Source organism: Nocardia iowensis (genome assembly GCF_019222765.1).
GTDB lineage: Bacteria > Actinomycetota > Actinomycetes > Mycobacteriales > Mycobacteriaceae > Nocardia > Nocardia iowensis.
Window position 1 is genome coordinate 1,154,786 of record NZ_CP078145.1, and the last position, 13,826, is coordinate 1,168,611.

Sequence of the window (13,826 nt, forward strand, 5' to 3'; positions counted from 1 at the left end):
CTAAGGGAACGTTAGAAAGGGTCTCCGACGGTTCCGTCGGGCTTGTGACTACAGACACACTCGATCTCAGCTGACGCGCTGACGCGTCGAAGAAGGAGATCTTGTGACTACGACACAGCCCGCGAGTGAGCGCCGGGTCGTCGCGAACGTGCTTCGCGGATCCATCGGTAACCTCGTCGAGTGGTACGACTGGTATGTCTATGCCGCTTTCAGCGTTTACTTCGCGAAAACGTTCTTTCCCGCCGATGACCCGACCGCGCAGTTGCTGTCCACCGCAGCGGTTTTCGCGGTCGGCTTCCTCATGCGCCCGATCGGCGGCTGGATGCTCGGCCGCTACGCCGACAAGTACGGGCGTCGTTCCGCGCTGACCCTGTCGGTGACGGTGATGGCCGGTGGCTCGCTGCTGATCGCCGTTACCCCCGGCTATCAGACGATCGGCATCGCGGCACCGATCCTGCTGTTGCTGGCCCGGCTGCTGCAAGGACTCTCGGTCGGTGGCGAATATGCCACCAGCGCAACGTATTTGTCCGAGGTGGCCTCCACCGGCAAGCGCGGGTTCTACTCGAGCTTCCAGTACGTGACCCTGGTCGCGGGTCAGCTCGTCGCACTCGGCGTGCAGATCGTCCTGCAGCAGTTCCTCACCAGTGCGGAAATGAACAACTGGGGCTGGCGCATTCCGTTCGTGATCGGTGCGGGTGGCGCGCTTGTCGTGATGTGGCTGCGGCGCAGCATGGACGAGTCGGAGCAGTTCAAGGCCGCAGCCGCGGACCCGGAAAACCGCGTCTTCATCGGCGACGGGATTTCCGAACACGCGCACCAGCTCGGCAAGGACAAGGCCGCCGAAGCCGCCGCCGCGAAGCGGGGCGAGCCCAAGCCGCCGCCCGCCCGTGGTTCGCTGCGGATGCTGCTGCAGTACCCGCGGGAATGCCTGCTGGTGATGGGTCTGACGCTGGGTGGAACGGTCGCGTTCTACACCTACACGACCTACATGCAGAAGTTCATGATCAACACCTCCGGCATCTCCAAGGGCACCGTCGCCTGGATCAACTTCGTCGCGCTGCTGGTGTTCGTGATCTTCCAGCCGCTGGCGGGTGCGTTGTCCGACCGGATCGGGCGGCGCAAGCTGCTCATCTTCTTCGGTGTCGCGGGCACGCTGCTGACCGTGCCGATCATGACGGTCCTCGGTAACACCAAGAACCCGATCGCCGCGTGGGCACTGATGATGAGTGCGCTGGTCATCATCACCGGCTACACCTCGATCAACGCCATCGTGAAGGCCGAGCTGTTCCCGACCAAGATCCGCGCGCTCGGCGTCGGGCTGCCCTACGCGCTGACCGTCGCCATCTTCGGCGGCACCGCGGAAACGATCGCGCTGGCACTGAAGAAGGCAGGCCACGAATCGGTGTACTTCTGGTACGTCGCCGGGTGTATCGCCATCTCGCTGACCACGTACTTCTTCATGCGGGAGACCTCGACTTCGTCGACCATCGAAGCCGAGCTCTCCGCCGCCTCCGACGCCGATACTGGGGTCGACGCCGGGGTGGCCGAGCCGGACCGTCCGTTGGCCACTGTGCGTGACTGATAGCCCGGCACACGCGCCGATCCACCCGTTATGGGAGGATCGGCGCGTGCGGCTTGCGGTGGTCGAAGATGACGACGGCGTTGGCGACGCGCTGGTGGAGGCGCTCAACGCTCGGGGCTACCGAGCGGAGCGCAAACGACGCGGCGCGGATCTCCTTACGTCGCACCGTGGTTACGACGCGGTGATCCTCGATCTCGGCTTGCCCGACGGCGACGGGCTGCACGTGCTTCGGCAGTTGCGCGAAGTGAGTCAGGTGCCGGTACTCATCTTGACCGCCCGCAGCGACGAGCGTTCGATCGTCCGGGGATTGCGCGGTGGCGCCGACGACTATCTGGTGAAACCGCCCCGCATCGCGGAATTGATGGCCCGGCTGGAGACCGTCACCCGGCGCGCGGCCGCCGCGGCGCAACCCGCGCAGGCGGTGGTGGAAACCGGAGACGTGCGGGTGGATCTACAGGCACGCGTGGTCGAGGTGGGCGGCGAGCCGATCACGTTGACGCAGAAGGAATTCGAATTGGTAGAGGCGCTGGTCGAGCGGCCGGGCGCCGCGGTGAGCCGCCAGCAGCTGATGGACCGGATCTGGGGCGACGCGTTCGTCGCGGTGTCACGATCGCTGGACGTGCACATGACCGGGTTGCGCGCCAAGCTGAAGCGGCCGGGACTGATCACGACTATTCGCGGATACGGGTACCGGTGGGGGCAGTGACCAGGGACGTGCCATGCGGCGCCGCCTACTCATCGCGCTGACCGTTTTCGCCGCGATCGCGGTCCTTGCGTTCGCGGTTCCGCTGTCGCTGACGGTCGCGACGAGCCGGACCCAGCAGCTGGTGCTCGACCGGTCCGGCGATGCGGATCGGTTCGCGAATCTCGCCGCCGCGGCTTCGGCGACCGGAGACAGTCGCGCGCTGTCCGACGAGGTGGTCCGCTATCACGAGCTCTACGGCGAGGACGTGCTCGTGGTCGACGCCAAGGGAGCGACAACCGCCAATGGCGGTGCGAGCCTCGCTGATCCGGGTATCCGTGGCGCGGTGGCCGCGGCGCGGCGCAATCAGCGTCCGCAGGCGGTGCGGCAGCTGACACCGTGGGGTGCGTCGACCATGCTCATCGCGCGGCCGGTCGGCACCGGTGTGCAGGTCAACGGCGCGGTGGTGATCCAGGCATCGACCGCCCGTGCGCGCGCCGACATCGCGCGGACCTGGGCGTTGATCGTGCTCGGCGGCGCGATAGCGATGGCGCTGTTCACCTTGCTCGCACTGACGTTGAGCCGCTGGGTGCTGCGGCCGCTCGCGGCCCTCTCGCACGCGGTCGCCGATCTCACCGCGACACTGCCCAAGCCGCGCGCCGAGCCGGTGACCGCGAAGCATCCCGCGTCGATCGCGCGGCGGCACGGTGGTCCACCCGAAATGCGGGCGGTCGCGGAATCTTTCGACGCGATGGCCGTTGCCGTCGCCGATTCGGTGGACGCGCAACGGCAGCTCGTCGCCGACACCGCGCACGCTATGCGGAACCCGCTGGCAGCTTTGACGATTCGGCTCGACTCGCTGGAGCCCGCGATACCGGGCAGCGCGGCCAACACCTTCCGTGGCGCCAGCGCCGAAGTCGAACGGTTGACCGCGCTGCTGGACGGCCTGCTCACCCTCGCCGTCGCCGAAACCCCCGCCGCCTTCGACGCGGCGCGCCTAGCCGAGGCCGAGAACCACTGCGACGCAGTTCAAGTGGTTGCCGACCGCTATGACGCGTGGTGCTCGGCCTACGAGTCGGCGGGGCAGGAATTGCGCATCACGCCGTCGACCGCGCACGCCGACGTCGCCGTCTCGGCCGATGTGCTCGCGCAGATACTGGATGTGCCGCTGAGCAATTCGTCCCGCTACGCCGGGTCCGGCGCGCGGACCGTGGTCACCGTGACCGCCGAGCCGGACTGGGTCACCGTCACCGTCCAGGACAACGGCACCGGCGTGCGCGCCGACGAGATCGATCGTCTCACCACCCGGTTCTTCCGCGGCTCGACCGCCGTCAGCGGCGGCTCCGGTCTCGGCCTGCCCATTGCCGCCGCCCTCGCGCAAGCCCGCGGCGGCACGCTCACCGTCGAACCGATCCACCCGCACGGCCTTGCCGTCCGGATCCGGCTGCCCGCGGCGGTGCGCGGATGACGGATCGGTGGAGCTGGTCGAGGCGGGGGGTAGTCGGCGCCGCCTCGGGTCGGTCGGAGGTGGCGATGATGGGACGGCGGGGGTTCCTCGCGCTGACCGGGATGGCGGCTGCGGCGGGTCTCGCCGGGTGCGGACCGAGTGGGGGCGGGCCGCTGGTGCGGCTGGCCTCGGGGGAGGTCGGCGGTTTCTACCACGCATTCGCGGGACTGCTGTCGGCCGCCGCGGCGAAGACGGGGGATGTGCGGATCGAGCGGGTGACGACGTCGGGGTCGCAGGAGAATCTGGCGATGCTGGCGCACGGCGAGGTAGACGCGGCGCTGGCACTGTCGGATTCGGTGGGTGATACGACCGATCGGGTGCTCGCGCTCGGCCGGGTGTACGAGAACTACTTGCAACTCGTGGTGCGTTCGGACAGTCGCATCGGGAGTGTCGCGGAGTTGCGGGGGACCCGAGTGAACTTGGGCGCCGCCGGTTCCGGGGCCGCGGTGACCGGCTACCGGATCCTGCGGGTGGCCGGGCTTGTTCCTGAACAAGACGTGGAGATTTCGCATCGGCCGCTACGCGAGGCGGTGGCGGCGTTGTTGTCCGGTGCGGCGGACGCGCTGCTCTGGGCCGGTGGCGTGCCGACCAGCGTGCTCGAGGTGCCCCAGCGCATGCGGCTGGTGGATATGGGTGAGCTGGCCGTGCCCATGCGGGAGCGGTTCGGTCCGGTGTACGACCGGGTGGAGATCCCGGCCGACGCCTATCCCGGTGGCGTCGCCGTACACACCATCGGCGTGGCGAATCTCCTGCTCGCCGCCGCATCCATGCCACCGGAGACCGCCGCATCGATCGTCGAACTATTGGTCTACAAAGCCGATTCGCTGGTACCCACCGAGGCCGCGGGCACCCAATTCCTGGACGGCCGCTCGCTCATCGGCACCGCTCCGGTCCCGCTGCATCCAGGCGCCGCCGACGTCTACCGCCGCTGGCACGGCTAGCCGCCCTCTTTTACGGGCGATCAGGAGCGGACCAGGCGGGCGATGGCGTCGGTGGCCTCTTTGATCTTGGCTTCGGCCTCGGGCCCGCCCGCTACCGCGGCGTCCACCACGCAATGGCTGATGTGGTCTTCGAGCAATCCCATCGCCACCGCCTGCAGGGCCTTGGTCATCGCGGAGACCTGGGTGAGGATGTCGATGCAGTACTTCTCTTCCTCCACCATCCGCTGCAGCCCGCGCGCCTGACCCTCGATGCGGCGAAGGCGCTTGAGGTAGTCGTCCTTTGCGGTGATATAGCCGTGCGCGGCATGATCGTGCGCGGCGTGGTCATGGGCAGTGGGTGTCACCGGGTGTCTCCTCGCTGGCTGCCGGTCTGCGGGCGGACCGGAATTTATACCCCCCTAGGGTACAGTTTTCCCGCGGACTTGTCAGTTCAGCGCCTGATCGCCGGGAGTTTCGGTACCCGTTGATCATCAGGGGCGGCGGGACGGGAGAATTGGTGCATGAGTTCGCATGCCAGGCCCGCGCTTGCCGTCATCGGCGGCAGCGGCTTCTACGATTTCTTCGACAACGAGGCGACGCACGTCGAGGTGGAGACTCCCTACGGTGCGCCGAGTGCGCCGATCGCGGTCGGTGAGGTCGAGGGCCGTCCGGTCGCCTTCGTGCCGCGGCACGGCAAGAGCCACGAGTTCGCCCCGCACACCCTGCCGTACCGGGCCAACCTGTGGGCGCTGCGGTCACTGGGGGTGCGCCGGGTGTTCGCGCCGTGCGCGGTGGGCAGCCTGCGCGGAGACTGGGGCCCCGGCACCGTTGCGGTGCCGGACCAACTGGTGGATCGCACCTCCGGACGCCCGCAGACCTACTTCGACGGCGGTGGCGTGCACGTTTCGTTCGCCGACCCGTACTGCGACGACCTGCGCACCGCCACGATCAAGTCCGCGAACGACGCGCTGCCGATGAAGGGCGCGGGCACGATGGTCGTCGTGCAGGGTCCGCGGTTCTCCACCAGGGCCGAGAGCCGCTGGTTCGCCGGGCAGGGCTGGGACCTGGTGAACATGACCGGGCACCCCGAGGCCGTGCTCGCCAGGGAGCTCGAGATGTGCTACGCCGCAGTCGCTTTGGTGACCGACCTGGACGCGGGCCTGGAGGAGGGTGCCGGCGTGCACGCGATCGACGTCTTCGCCGAGTTCAAACGCAACCTGGCGCCGTTCAAGGAGCTGATCCGCCGCTCGGTGGCCGCGGTCACCGAGACCGACACCTGCGATCGGTGCCGCGTCCATACCGGAGTGTCGCTGCCTTTCGAGCTACCCTGACCCATGCGGGGTGCCGAACAAGGGTGCGGTGAATGAGAGTGCTGGTCACCGGCGCGGCCGGTTTTCTCGGAACACACGTGAGCAAGGCCGTGGCTGCCGCGGGACACGAGGTGGTCGGGCTCGATCTGATGCTCGACGCTGTGCACGGTGCGGACGCGGAGCCGCCTGCGGGCGTTGCACGGGTGGACGTGCGGGACGCCGACGCCGTCGAGCCGCTGCTGGCGGGTATCGACGTCGTCTGTCATCTCGCCGCGGTCACCACGGGTGCGGGCCCGGCCGACTTCGCGACACACAACGATCTGGGCACCGCGGCGCTGCTCGGCGCGATGGAGCGGGCCAAGGTGCGTCGCCTGGTGCTCGCGTCGTCGATCACCGTGTACGGCGAAGGTCGTTATCGCAGCGTGCGCGGTGGGCCGTTCTTTCCCGGGCTGCGCAGGCGGGCGGATCTGGATCGCGGCATGTTCGATCATCGGGCTCCGCGCACCGGCGAGGTGCTGACCTGGGAACCGGTCGGTGAGGACGCGCCGCTGCGCCCGCGCGGAAGCTACGGCGCGAGCAAGGTAGCGCAGGAAAACTATGCCTTCGCTTGGGGTTTGCACGTCGGTGGCGCGGTGACCGCGCTGCGGATGCACCAGGTCTACGGCGTAGGCGCGCGAGCGGGCATGGTGGGACAGGTGCGCGCCGCGCTGGACGAGGGACGAGCTCCGCACGTCTTCGAAGACGGCGGGCAGGTGCGGGATTTCGTGCATGTGCGCGATGCCGCGGCGGCCGTGCTCGCGGCGATCGAGCGGGCGCTGCCGGGTTTCGTTCCGCTGAATATCGGCTCCGGACGGCCGATCACGTTGTGGGAGGTCGCCTCGATCATGGCCAAGGCGCGCGGTGGTCACGCGCCGGTGGTCACCGGGCAGTACCGGATCGGCGATGTGCGGCATTTTGTCGCCGATACCGAACGTGCCAGGCGGACACTGGGTTTCACCGCGACGGTGCCGCCCGCCCAGGGGCTGGCCGAGGTCGCTCCGAGTCCGGCGCAGGTCACGGCGGGCGGCTGAGGCGACCTCGGCTGGAGGTCGCCTTTGCGGCGTAACCCTGATCGGGTGCGAGTCGAACGCGGTTCGCCTTTCGGGATCGGGCCGTAGTCGGAGTCAACCGGCGTGCGGACGCTCGACGATATCCAGTTGGACCAAGGCGAATTCGGGTGTCGGCGCGCCGGTGGTCCCGCCGGGCAGCGGTGAGGCCTCCAGGTCGGCGACGAGCCAGTCGCCCGCGTCGGTGGCCAGCCGTACTCCGGTCAGCGTCACGCGCTCGGTACCGGATCGAAGGTCGTTGCGGGCAGCGATGATTCGGTCCCGGTCGGTCGGATGCGGCACGGTGCGCTCGTCGGTGCCGCGGCCCCAGCGCAGTCCGGGCACGGGTTCGGTGACCCAGCGGATCAGCCGCACCTGGGCGAGGTCGACGATGGCGAGATAGAGGTTGGGCTGTGCGCCGCGCAGTAGGTCCAGCGTCGCCGCCTCGAACGATTTACGTTGGGGCGCAACGCTCTCGGTGACATCGACGGCCAGGCCGAGCCACCGATATCGGTTCTCATCGGGGTTGCGGGCGGCCAGCAGCAGCGTGCGCGGACCGGTGCGGGCGCGCACCGTCGCCGTGTCGAGCCACCGGTCGCCGGGCGCGGATCTGGCCAGGGTGGCGACGAGATCGAGGGCGCCGTCGAATCGTTCGATCAGCTCGAACGATTCCGCGCCGATCCACACGATGCGCTCGTGTTCGAAATGCGGCCCGAGGTCGTGCGGGAGTGCCTCGATCCGTCGGGCGCGGGCGTCGACGGCGAACGTGGCGACGCCGACCGGCGGCGGCGGTGCACCGGTGCCGACCCAGAGGCGGACGGCGTGCACACGGTTGTCCGGACCGCGTAGCGGCACCGCCAGGATGCGCTGGCCCGACCAGTTGTGCCGGGACTGCGGCAGCTCTTGGTCGATGATCGAGCCGCTGGTGTAGGCCGCGGCGACGAGCGGCTGCAACCGCGGGGAGACCGCGCGCTGGAACGACTTCCACTCCCGCGGCGCCGTTCCGACCGCGAGCAGTGACCAGGTGTCGACGTGACCGAGCGTCTCGATCAGCAGCCAGCGTCCGAGTATCACAAATCCCCCTCCCCGAGTCGAACACTATGCCACGGTCAGGCTGATAGCCAGTGCATATCGTGCCTGACCCGGCTGTGTGGCTGGGAAAGGGGTCCTGCTTACCTGATCAGCGGGCGAAGGCGGCGGCGTGCGCCCGCGCCCACTGCTCGAAGGTGCGCGGAGCGCGGCCGGTGACCTCTCGCACGGTCGGGTACAGCGTCGCCTCGTCCAGCGTGCCGTCGGCGAAAAAGCTCAGAAAGGCGTCGACGTAGTGCTGCGGCATGGTTGCTGCGAGCTCGGCCTTGGTCTCCTCGGTGGTGAGTCCCTCGGCGACCAGCGGCCGGTCCGATATCGCGGCGAGGACGGCGATCTGGTCGGCGGGCAGCAGCGCCTGCGGGCCGGTCAGTTCGAGGATCCGGCCGTCGAGGTCGCCGTCGGTGAGTGCCTTCGCGGCGACGGCGGCGATATCGGCGGGATCGATCGCGCCGACCCGGACATCGGGGAACTGCACCCGCACCACGTCGCCGACGGCGAGCTGGGGGAGCCAGCGCAGCGCGTTCGACATGAACGATCGCGGCCGCAGGAACGTCCACGCCAGTTCGGATTCGCGTACCGCCCGCTCGGACAGGGTCATGTAGCGGGATACGGCGTTGTCCAGGTTCCGCAGTGCCGCCGAGGCGCTCGACAGCAGCGCAACCCGTTGTACCCCGGCCTTTTTCGCGCGATCCAGCAGATCGGCCTGGTTGTCGTAGCCCGGCAGCAGGAACAGTGCGTGTGCGCCGTCGAGGGCGTCGGCCATGGTCTCCGGTCGGTTCAGATCGCCGGTCACCGCTTCGACACCGGCGGGCAGCGTGGCCGTCGATGGGTCGCGCACCAGCGCGCGCACCTGCTCGCCCGCCTCGCTCAGCGTTGTCACCAGTTCGCCGCCGATATTGCCGGTAGCGCCGGTTACCAAGATCATTTCATCTCCTTCGGACCGACCCGCATTATGCTCACTCGGTGGACACTCAGTTGCGGCTCGAGGTCATTGTGGCCAGTGTGCGTCCGGAGCGGTTCGCTCCGGTGGTCGCCGACTGGTTCCTGCGCACATTACGCGCGCATAGTGAATTCGACACGGGCGTCATAGATTTGGCCGACACCCACCTACCGACCGACCTCACCGAGACCCCGGAGGCAGCGGCCTACCGAGCCCGATTGGCCGCGGCGGACGCGTTCGTGGCGATCACCTCCGAATACAACCACGGGTATCCCGCCGCGCTGAAGACCGCCTTCGACACCGCCAAACGCGAATGGCGCGCCAAGCCGATCGGTTTCGTCTCCTACGGCGGCCTCTCCGGCGGCCTGCGCGCCGTGGAGCAATTGCGTCAGGTGGTGGCCGAGATCCACATGGTCTCGATCCGCGAAACCGTCAGCTTCCACCAGGCCAAAAAGCAATTCGACGCCGCAGGCGAAACCCGAGACGGCGCCGCCATCGACGCCGCCGCCCGCATGCTCGGCCAGCTGGCCTGGTGGGCAAGAACGCTGCGCACCGCGCGCGCCACCGACCCCTACCCCGGCTAGCCGGGGCTTGCGGCCATGGCGCCGCGGCGGCCGCGGGGGTGGCCGATGTAGGTGGCTTCGCGCGGGATGGAGACGAGGGTGAGGTCGACCTGGGCGGTGCCGGTGCGCAGGATGACGTGGTTGCCGATGGCTGCGGGCTGGTGGATGGACAGGTCGGGGCGGGTTGCGGGCCAGCCCATCGGGTCGCCGGTGACGTAGATGGTGGTGACGCCCGCGTGTGGGGCGGGGGCGAGGACGCCGTCCACCACGGTCGCGGTGAAACCAGCATCGGACTGGTGGGTTTCGACGGCGAGGGTCAGTCGCTCGGGATTGCCGATGGTGGTGACCAGGTTCTCCCAGGCGTGCGCCCGGTCGGTGCGGATCAGGACTCGTTCGCCGACCGCCAGCGCACGGAACACCAATTGTTGTGCGAGATAAAGTTCTCCGGCCACGTACACGGTCGAGATGCCGGTGCCGACGATGCGGACCGCGACGCCGTTGCCCTCGTCGTCCGAGCCGATCAGCTGACCACAGCCGGAGGAGGGCAGGTGCAGCGCGTCGATCACATCGATCGGGTACTCGCTCATCGGGACGGTGGAGTCCACGCCGGGAACGGCGAGCGGCAGGTGTGCGAGCAGCCCGTCGCGGTGCCGCCCGTTCATCGAAACCATGCCGGTGAGTTTGCTTCGTTCCGGCAGCTCCCGCGCGGTCAGTCGCCAGGCGGCGCCGATGCTCACCGATTCCGCCGAGCTGCCCGGCCGCAATCGCACCGCCACCGTGGTGCCGCGCGAGGGAGCCACCCACAGCTGGGCGAGCAGGTCCGAGCCGAGCCGCTTCGGGTCCACCGCCATGCCGATGTTCACGCTGTTGCCGACTTCGGCGTAGCGCCAACGATGTTCGAGGGTGCGTGGATCGAAGCCGCTGGTGATCTGCAGGACCGCCTTGCGGATTTCCGGCGCGGTGAGGATGCGGGCGTTGCAGTCGGCGTCCTCGAGCGCACGCATGATGCGCTGGGTCGCGATGGTCACCGCGCGCGAGGCACCCGCCGCACCGCCGCCGCGCCTGGCCGCGGCCTCCGGGCAGGCGACCGCGTCGAAGCTGATCGCCAACCACACGGTGCGGTGCGCGGTGGCGGGCAGCGGCCCGAGCAGCGATTCGTAGATCTTGCCCGCCGGTGTGCCGGACCTGCTGCGGTGTCCGTGGCTGATGATGTCGATGCCGCTGAGCAGAATGTCGTGCTGGTTCAGGCACTTCGCCAGTTCCGGCAGCGGAAGCAAATGGGAGGCGTGCACGGTATTGCGGGCGATCCTGGTCAGCCCGCCGGGCGCGGCGAGTACTTCGACCACGGTGACCACCCGGCTGCCGTCCCAGTACAGTCCGAGCGAGCGTCCGTCGGTGCCGCGGTAGTCGACGGTCTGGCCGATCTCGTAATGCCGTGTGGTGAGGTAGCGCCACCAGGTGGCAATCCAGTCGAGTACCGTGCGTTTGGCGATCGGGATCAGCGGAATCAGCGCGACGACGATGCCCACGCCGAGCGCGGGCAGTGCCTGCAATCCGGCGAGTAACGCGGCCACCCCCGCGATAAACCCGATGACCTGCGCAATCAGCAGATTCTGCAGCGAGATTCGCCCAAGAAGCGGGCGTGGTCCCGCCCCGGCAGGTTCCGCCATCGTCGTCCCCCAAGTACCCGGTGTCGGCCCATAATAGTGGCCGAGCTGAACAAGAGTCCTCGGGAACTGTACTGTGTTGCGCGAACGTGAGCACTGTTCGGGGGAGGAATAATGCCTTCAAAACCCACCACTCGGTGGCAGGTGAGCGGCTACCGCTTTCTGGTTCGTCGGATGGAGCATGCCCTGGTCCGCCGGGATGTGCGGATGCTGCACGACCCGATGCGCTCACAGTCACGTGCCTACGCGGCCGGGCTGGTGCTGGCCCTTGTCGTCCTCGCAGGCTGCGGCATTCTCGCGCTACTGCGCCCGCAGGACAAAATCGGCAGCGCCAAGATCCTGATCGGTAAGGAATCCGGCGCCGTCTACGTACGGCTCGATGACGTTGTCCATCCCACGCTGAACCTCGCCTCGGCCCGGCTGGCCGCGGGTGACGCGTCGAAGCCCGCGATCGTCAAGGAATCCGAACTCGGCAAGAAAGCGCGCGGCCAACTGATCGGCATTCCCGGTGCGCCCGGTGCGCTGAATTTCGACAAGGCGGGCAAGGGGCGGACCTGGACCGTCTGCGATTCGCTGAAAACGGACGGCAGCGATGATCGCACTACCTCCGTATTGATCGGCGACCTCGATCTCAGCGACAAGGCGTCGACGATGGGCAACGACAAGGCGCTGCTGGTGAAGGGTAAGGAATCGGCTTACCTGGTGTGGAACAACACGCGCGCCCGGGTGGACATGAACGACCCGAAAGTCACCGGCCCGTTGAATATCCGTGGCGCGACGCCGCGGCCGATCAGCGAGGGGCTGCTGAACGCTATCCCCGAGGTGACTCCGATCGTGCCGCCGAAGATCGATGACCCGGGCGGGATACCGCCCAATTACTCGATCAACAATCTGAAGATCGGCACAGTGGTCCAGGGTTCCGGCAAAGCCGACCGCAATTTCGTGATCCTGCGCGATGGACTGCAGCCCGTCAATCCGCTGACCGCGGATATCATTCGCGCTTCGCAGCGAAATCCGGACCACGGCGCGACGATCGGCGATTTCGAAGCGAACCAAGCTCCGCCTACGAAGACATTGAAGGTCGATTCCTATCCGGTCACCGCGCCGACGATCGTTCAGGCCAACTCTCGTCCGGTGAGTTGCTTGTCGTGGAAGCCGATCGCCGGGACGGCAGGCAATTCCGACGTCGCCGTGCGCGCGGAATTGTCCGTGATCGACGCCAGCGACCTGCCGATGCCGAGCAGTGCCAAGCTGGTTCCGCTCGCGCAGGCCGACGGCAAGGGCGACAACGTCGACTCGGTCTACTTCAAACCGGGCTCCGGCGCCTTCGTCCAAACAACCGGCATCGAACCGGACAGCCGCCGTAAGGACAGCATGTTCTACGTCTCCGATACCGGCGTCCGCTACGGCATCAAGAACGATGAAGCGGCGAAAGCCCTTGGCATGGACAAGGAGTCGGGCGTCACTCCCGAGTCCGCCCCGTGGCCCATCGTCGGGTTGCTCGCCGGTGGGCCCACCATGGGACGCGAGGAAGCCATGGTCGCCCACGACGGCATAGCGCCAGATCCGAACCCCGCCAAACAACCAGTGGCGGCGAAGTAATCGGCTACCGGCCTTCCGCGCCAATGACATTGGGGGTGCCGGGGTTGTCCGTCGCATGTAGCGCGGCGACCTCGGCGCGCAATGAACGGACCTCCTCGACCAGCACACCGATCTCCCGGTCGGTGCGGTCGGCATTCTCCTCGACGGTCTTCAGCTGGTCGATGACCCAGCTGGTCGTGGTGCCGATGGCGAAGGAGATCAGGCCGATGCCGAAGGTCATCAGGACCAGGGAGATCAGCCTGCCTTCCGTGGTAACCGGGTAGACGTCGCCGTAGCCGACCGTGGTCACCGACACCGCCGACCACCACAGGGCATCGCCGAAATTCAGCACCTTGGTACCTTCCGCGCCGTATTCGGCGTCGAAGAAGGCCAGGCTGCACAGGAACAGCACCAGCACCGAACTGCTGCCGACGAACACCGAAAGCCGGGCCCGGTGGGTCAAGGTGTGCCGATTGAGGGTGCCGAGCACCAGCACCGCCGCCCGCACCAGCCGCAGCGGCCGGAACGGCGGGATGAGCACGATCAGTAATTCCATCGGATGGGTGCGCAGGAATTCCCAACGGCGCGTGGATAATCCGAGCCGGATCAGGAAGTCGGCCACGAACACGGCCCAGATCGCCACGTCGATCCGGCCGAGCCAGGCATCCAACTGCGGCGAGGCGGCGGTATCGAGCACGAACCAGGCGTAGACGCCGAGGAAGAGAATGGCGAGCGCCACCATCGGCCCGCCGGTCGCCCGCTCCCATGCCTCGCGGCGACTCGGCCGCCGCGTGTCAGCCGTATTGCCGGTTGCTTGTTCTAGTTGTGCCATGGGAACTACCTGCGTCGATCGTGTGGGGCACCCTATGTACCGCAGCCTGCCGTGCAGACGCTACATGC

General features: G+C 68.0%; 13 protein-coding genes. 8 read left to right on the forward strand and 5 right to left on the reverse strand.

Features of this window, described 5'->3' with window-relative positions:
• Positions 1–103 precede the first annotated feature (103 nt).
• The 4 genes from KV110_RS05080 to KV110_RS05095 all read left to right on the forward strand — a co-directional run bounded on the left by KV110_RS05080 (position 104) and on the right by KV110_RS05095 (position 4,712).
• Positions 104–1,582, forward strand: a complete 1,479-nt coding sequence (locus KV110_RS05080) for an MFS transporter (protein ID WP_218473867.1) — start codon at positions 104–106, stop codon at positions 1,580–1,582.
• Positions 1,583–1,628: 46 nt separating this feature from the next.
• Positions 1,629–2,288 (forward strand): response regulator transcription factor, encoded by a 660-nt coding sequence (locus KV110_RS05085; RefSeq protein WP_218473869.1) that lies wholly within the window; start codon positions 1,629–1,631, stop codon positions 2,286–2,288.
• 13 nt (positions 2,289–2,301) lie between these two features.
• The gene (locus KV110_RS05090; protein ID WP_218473871.1) at positions 2,302–3,732 is read left to right on the forward strand and encodes a sensor histidine kinase; all 1,431 of its coding nucleotides are present in this window, start codon (positions 2,302–2,304) and stop codon (positions 3,730–3,732) included.
• 65 nt (positions 3,733–3,797) lie between these two features.
• Positions 3,798–4,712 carry a TAXI family TRAP transporter solute-binding subunit gene (locus KV110_RS05095; protein WP_218473873.1) on the forward strand — a complete coding sequence of 305 codons (915 nt, stop codon included), beginning with the start codon at positions 3,798–3,800 and terminating at the stop codon, positions 4,710–4,712.
• A gap of 20 nt (positions 4,713–4,732) precedes the next feature.
• Here the strand turns inward: KV110_RS05095 and KV110_RS05100 are convergent, their stop codons facing one another.
• Positions 4,733–5,056: a metal-sensitive transcriptional regulator gene (locus KV110_RS05100; RefSeq protein WP_218473875.1), complete on the reverse strand. Its 324-nt coding sequence runs from the start codon at positions 5,054–5,056 to the stop codon at positions 4,733–4,735.
• Between the two features lie 156 nt (positions 5,057–5,212).
• On the opposite strand from KV110_RS05100, the gene KV110_RS05105 reads away from it, so the two are divergent.
• Positions 5,213–6,022: an S-methyl-5'-thioadenosine phosphorylase gene (locus KV110_RS05105; protein WP_218473877.1), complete on the forward strand. Its 810-nt coding sequence runs from the start codon at positions 5,213–5,215 to the stop codon at positions 6,020–6,022.
• Between the two features lie 32 nt (positions 6,023–6,054).
• Complete coding sequence (locus KV110_RS05110; protein WP_218473878.1) at positions 6,055–7,071, forward strand: NAD-dependent epimerase/dehydratase family protein; 1,017 nt, start codon at positions 6,055–6,057, stop codon at positions 7,069–7,071.
• A gap of 93 nt (positions 7,072–7,164) precedes the next feature.
• Here the strand turns inward: KV110_RS05110 and KV110_RS05115 are convergent, their stop codons facing one another.
• Together KV110_RS05115 and KV110_RS05120 are read right to left on the reverse strand one after the other, a co-directional pair.
• Positions 7,165–8,160 carry a GAF domain-containing protein gene (locus KV110_RS05115; protein WP_218473880.1) on the reverse strand — a complete coding sequence of 332 codons (996 nt, stop codon included), beginning with the start codon at positions 8,158–8,160 and terminating at the stop codon, positions 7,165–7,167.
• A gap of 106 nt (positions 8,161–8,266) precedes the next feature.
• Entirely contained in the window at positions 8,267–9,100 is an 834-nt protein-coding gene (locus KV110_RS05120; protein ID WP_218473882.1) for an NAD(P)H-binding protein, read from the reverse strand.
• A 38-nt stretch (positions 9,101–9,138) separates the two neighbouring features.
• Between KV110_RS05120 and KV110_RS05125 the strand changes: the two genes are divergently transcribed.
• The gene (locus KV110_RS05125; protein ID WP_218473884.1) at positions 9,139–9,699 is read left to right on the forward strand and encodes an NADPH-dependent FMN reductase; all 561 of its coding nucleotides are present in this window, start codon (positions 9,139–9,141) and stop codon (positions 9,697–9,699) included.
• Here KV110_RS05125 and eccE read toward each other — a convergent pair.
• Positions 9,696–11,348, reverse strand: a complete 1,653-nt coding sequence (gene eccE, locus KV110_RS05130) for a type VII secretion protein EccE (protein WP_218473886.1) — start codon at positions 11,346–11,348, stop codon at positions 9,696–9,698. The genes KV110_RS05125 and eccE overlap by 4 nt on opposite strands.
• Before the next feature lie 111 nt (positions 11,349–11,459).
• Here eccE and eccB point away from each other — a divergent pair, with 111 nt between their 5' ends.
• Positions 11,460–12,947, forward strand: a complete 1,488-nt coding sequence (eccB, locus tag KV110_RS05135; protein WP_218473888.1) for a type VII secretion protein EccB — start codon at positions 11,460–11,462, stop codon at positions 12,945–12,947.
• 4 nt (positions 12,948–12,951) lie between these two features.
• On the opposite strand, the gene KV110_RS05140 is transcribed toward eccB, so the two are convergent.
• Positions 12,952–13,758 (reverse strand): potassium channel family protein, encoded by an 807-nt coding sequence (locus KV110_RS05140; RefSeq protein WP_218473890.1) that lies wholly within the window; start codon positions 13,756–13,758, stop codon positions 12,952–12,954.
• Positions 13,759–13,826 lie beyond the last annotated feature (68 nt).

What these genes read in the sequence shown, in the direction of transcription:
- KV110_RS05090 (WP_218473871.1), top strand. Translation starts at nt 2,302, where the DNA reads ATGCGGCGCCGCCTACTCATCGCGCTGACCGTTTTCGCCGCGATCGCG.
- KV110_RS05095 (WP_218473873.1), top strand. Translation starts at nt 3,798, where the DNA reads ATGATGGGACGGCGGGGGTTCCTCGCGCTGACCGGGATGGCGGCTGCG.
- KV110_RS05105 (WP_218473877.1), top strand. Translation starts at nt 5,213, where the DNA reads ATGAGTTCGCATGCCAGGCCCGCGCTTGCCGTCATCGGCGGCAGCGGC.
- KV110_RS05110 (WP_218473878.1), top strand. Translation starts at nt 6,055, where the DNA reads ATGAGAGTGCTGGTCACCGGCGCGGCCGGTTTTCTCGGAACACACGTG.
- KV110_RS05120 (WP_218473882.1), bottom strand. Translation starts at nt 9,100, where the DNA reads ATGATCTTGGTAACCGGCGCTACCGGCAATATCGGCGGCGAACTGGTG.
- eccE (WP_218473886.1), bottom strand. Translation starts at nt 11,348, where the DNA reads ATGGCGGAACCTGCCGGGGCGGGACCACGCCCGCTTCTTGGGCGAATC.
- eccB (WP_218473888.1), top strand. Translation starts at nt 11,460, where the DNA reads ATGCCTTCAAAACCCACCACTCGGTGGCAGGTGAGCGGCTACCGCTTT.
- KV110_RS05140 (WP_218473890.1), bottom strand. Translation starts at nt 13,758, where the DNA reads ATGGCACAACTAGAACAAGCAACCGGCAATACGGCTGACACGCGGCGG.